This is a genomic window from Streptococcus sp. ST14, from assembly GCF_046098195.1.
Classification (GTDB): Bacteria; Bacillota; Bacilli; order Lactobacillales; family Streptococcaceae; genus Streptococcus.
This window is the reverse complement of the sequence record NZ_JBJUSF010000056.1, coordinates 1-2,445: the sequence shown is the minus strand read 5'-3', so window position 1 is coordinate 2,445 and position 2,445 is coordinate 1. Positions and strand designations below refer to the sequence as shown.

The window sequence follows — 2,445 nt, the reverse complement described above, 5'->3', positions numbered from 1 at the left end:
TCCTAGTTCACCTGCATGATATTCTTGGCCATACGTTGGCTGCCAAAGAGCATAATGATGTAAATGATTCCTTTTGCAATGGCTACGAGTGCAGTTATAAAAGCTCCAGTATTGCTAAGTGTCAATAAATCATTCGTGACAATAGCTGGATAAAGCATGGTCACAACCACTAAAATCAATCCCTGAAGGACAGCAGCAGCATAGAGCTTAAAGAAACCGAGGCAGATCGGGCGTAAGCTATCCACCATGTAACAAGCGACAATAATTTTAGCGATTCCCTTATACGTGTAAAGCGTAAAGGAGCGTAACAGGATCAACAACTTAGTCGATATCTGACCGACAAAATCAACAACCGCATAAACAATTTTAAAGAATGATTTCTCAATCATACCCAAACCTTTAAAATCTGGTGGCTCAGAACTGAAAGGATCTGTAGCATTCTTGGCTACTAACTTAATGATAACATTGAACAACCATGACAAGGCATCAAAAATCGCATCCACATAGAGGATAAAAAAGAGTGCGATAGCATACTTGAGGATTTCTTCAATCCAAAGCTGAAATGACAGCTCTCCTCCATTGCTTTTAAGTTGTTGGTGCCAATTCATGAGGTTGATCCCCATAAAAAGGAGAAGGAGCAAAATTGCTACCTTCCCCATCGATCCTGAAACAGTTTCCATCAATTCATAGGCTGTCGCATTATAGTCTTTCAGACTCATGGTTAGTTGATCAAGTGTGGATTGGTCCATAAAACCACCTCCTCTTTCTTCTTCATCCTAACCAAGAGATTGAAGACCTGTTGCTAAAGCTGTAAAGAGGGCTTTTAGAACGGCACCTAGAAGAGCACCTAGTATCAAACTTTGGATTCCTTTATCCTTCTTATCATCCAATTCACGTTTGATTCCTACTGCTAAGTCCCAGGCACCCCAAGCGGCCCAACCAATACCGATAATCCTACCGATATTTCCAATTTTGTTAATAAAATCTACAACTGCATCCATTATTTTTTTCTCACTTTCTTTTTATAAAAAGGTACTAAGAAAATTCCTTAGCACCTACATTGTTTATTCAATACTATGTTTCATCCGTTGGACGAAAGGTTAGAGAGAGGGCTGTAATCACAGCTAAGACAACGATAATAGTCGTTTCCCACCAATAATAGATGGGGACCTTTTGAGGAAAGAAAAAGTTAGTCATAAGCCAATCTAACTGCTTCTCTACATCTGCAGAGGGACCTGATTTTGTTATCCAAAAATATATTTCCCAAAAAGCAGCATAGCCTAGGACAACTACAATCTTAAATACTACCCATCCAATTGCTGTCGCAATCAAGCTCTTAATCAGATTAAAGATAAAGAGGAGAAACATGAGTGGAGTCGCAACCATCAAAACGGCAGCTCTCGCAATTACACTCGGTAGATTCTTTATTCCTGACCAGATGGCTTTTCCTAGCCAACTGAGGCCTTTTTTCCACTTCTTCTCTTCTTCAGGCTTAGTGACTTCTGATTTTTTTTGAGTTGGAGTGTAGTATCTATATCCACTTCTAGTCACATGTGCATCCATTTTCGTGTCCTTTCTCATCTCTCTTCCCCCTCTTTTTTATGGCTTCATTATACCATAGATGAGGGGGAATTTCTAGATGTTCTATTTTTTATGCTTACGAAGCCCAGCTCCTGCAAGACTCATCAACCCCAAAATCACACCCCAAGTTGGAAGCATGCTTGCTGCTGTTCCAGTGTTTGGAAGTGATGGCTGCGGTTGTGGCTTGTGTGGTTCTTTAGGCTCTGGTTTTGGAGGTTCTGGCGTTGTGGTTGTCACTTTCGCCGTCATCTCTTGTAAATTGACTGTATTGATGAAGGTATTTTCAACCTTCCCAGCTGCAATGCGTTCGACTTCTAGATAGAAGTCTGCATCGAACGTGCCTTTTACACCTAATGAGTTTAAGAAGTCCTGGTTAATAACATACGACCATTTGCCAGCTTTTTCGTCCCATTTAACGGTTACGATTTTCTTGAGGAAGTTAGGATCCGTATCCTGGTTCACTTCAAACAAGAAGGCATAAGCTGTACCCTTGGCGATCTTGTCTCCAGCCTTGACTACTTTACCATCCTTCAGGATAACGTCATAAGACAGGATAAGGTCTTTCACAGCTGTGTACTCTGTCCCCTTGAAAATACCTTGCCACTTACCTGTATATCGATCATGAACCACATCCAACTGGTCACTACCGTCATATTGGAAGAGGCTATCGTGCTTAGCAGGCACGGTTACGCCATCAAGTAGATAGCGGATGTATTGACCAATCTGTACTTCTTGGCCGTCCAAGACTTTTTTATTATCCTTTTGATCCAAGGCGTGTTTCTCTGGCTTCACATCTGGTACTTCAACAGTCACGAGGTTTGACTGATAGCTGTTAGCGAAGTCAATTTGCTTAAAGCTATTTTC

General features: G+C 41.1%; 4 protein-coding genes. All 4 read right to left on the bottom strand.

Annotated elements, in window-relative coordinates; all coding sequences use genetic code 11:
• Positions 1-2: 2 nt before the first annotated feature.
• Positions 3-749: a hypothetical protein gene (locus ACIY19_RS10730; RefSeq protein ID WP_084877367.1), complete on the bottom strand. Its 747-nt coding sequence runs from the start codon at positions 747-749 to the stop codon at positions 3-5.
• A 27-nt stretch (positions 750-776) separates the two neighbouring features.
• The gene (locus ACIY19_RS10725; protein WP_409003393.1) at positions 777-1,001 is read right to left on the bottom strand and encodes a hypothetical protein; all 225 of its coding nucleotides are present in this window, start codon (positions 999-1,001) and stop codon (positions 777-779) included.
• A 73-nt stretch (positions 1,002-1,074) separates the two neighbouring features.
• Positions 1,075-1,581: a hypothetical protein gene (locus tag ACIY19_RS10720; protein WP_061587161.1), complete on the bottom strand. Its 507-nt coding sequence runs from the start codon at positions 1,579-1,581 to the stop codon at positions 1,075-1,077.
• A 63-nt stretch (positions 1,582-1,644) separates the two neighbouring features.
• Positions 1,645-2,445 (bottom strand): LPXTG cell wall anchor domain-containing protein (locus tag ACIY19_RS10715; RefSeq protein WP_409003392.1); only part of this gene is annotated, 801 nt, incomplete at its 5' end.